This window comes from Methylobacterium trifolii, from assembly GCF_022179685.1.
Taxonomy (GTDB): Bacteria; Pseudomonadota; Alphaproteobacteria; order Rhizobiales; family Beijerinckiaceae; genus Methylobacterium; species Methylobacterium trifolii.
This window is the reverse complement of sequence record NZ_BPRB01000386.1, coordinates 1-1,127: the sequence shown is the minus strand read 5'-3', so window position 1 is coordinate 1,127 and position 1,127 is coordinate 1. Positions and strand designations below refer to the sequence as shown.

The window sequence follows — 1,127 nt, the reverse complement described above, 5'->3', positions numbered from 1 at the left end:
CGGCGCTACTTGGCGTATGCGTAGACGGCGGCGGCCGATGCGACGGGTCCTGTGACCTGGGAGAAGACGCCGAGGACCTTCTGGAGTTCGGTGAAGGGGGCGTTTGAGACGTAGACGAGGTCGCGGTTTCGCATGCGGAAGGCCTGTGTGGTGAACAGGCTGTTGGGGTCGCGCATGTCGATGCGGTAGACGACGGGCACGAGGGGGGTGCCGAGCAGCTTGGAGCCGGGGTTGAGGCGGCGGACCACGGCGGCGGGCTCGAAGCGGAAGATGAAGGTGCCGGCGGGGTCGGCCTGGAAGTCGGAGAGGCCGCGGGCCTTGGCCAGCGCCTGGGCGAGCGTGATGCCCTCGGCGGCGAACGGGATCTCGGTGGCGGTGCCCACCGCGCCGACCGCCAGGAAGGTCTGGGGGTCGCGCACCAGGGTGAGCACGTCGTTGGGGCGCAGGTAGATGTTCTCGCGCGGGTTGGAGACGACGGTGGTCAGGGGCACGGTGGCGGTGACGGGCCCGCGGGAGAGGCGCACGAAGGTCTCGGCCACGGGGGCGCGCACGCCGCCGGCGGAGGCGACCACGTCGAGCAGGCGGTCGCCGCGGCCCGAGAGGGGCAGGCGGGCGCCGGGGGCGGCCTCGCCGGTGACGGTGACGGCCTGGGAGACCGGCTTGGTGACGGCGACCAGGACCTGGGGCTGGATGGCCTTGCCGGCCAGTTCGCTCTCGATCAGGGTCTGGACGTCCTGGGTGCGGCGGCCGACCACCTGGATGCGGCCGGCGTACGGCACGGAGATGGCGCCGTCGCGCCCGACCACCTGCTCGGGGATCAGCGCCGACTTGGAGCCGGCCGAGAAGCGGTCGGCCACCAGCGGCCCGGAGAACAGGCCGCCCGAGCCGGCCTCCCAGATCGAGACGGCCACGAAGTCGCCGACGCCGATCACGGCCTCGACGGAGGGGCGGTGGTCGCCGAAGGAGGCGAGCAGGCTGTCGAGCGGGCGCCCGCGCAGGGATTCGATGACGGCCGGCGTGATGTCGAGGATCTCGTAGCGGGCAAACAGCCCGTCCGGCGTGGCCACCTCCGCGCCCGACTCGATCGCACGCGCCGTCGGTCCCGCCGCAGGCAGGACCGAACAGCC

Annotated in this window: 1 protein-coding gene; it reads right to left on the bottom strand. The window is 72.9% G+C overall.

What is annotated here, in order from left to right:
- Nucleotides 1-5: 5 nt before the first annotated feature.
- A partial coding sequence (locus COGEMETH_RS24930; protein ID WP_238185352.1) for a polysaccharide biosynthesis/export family protein occupies nucleotides 6-1,127 on the bottom strand: 1,122 nt, incomplete at its 5' end.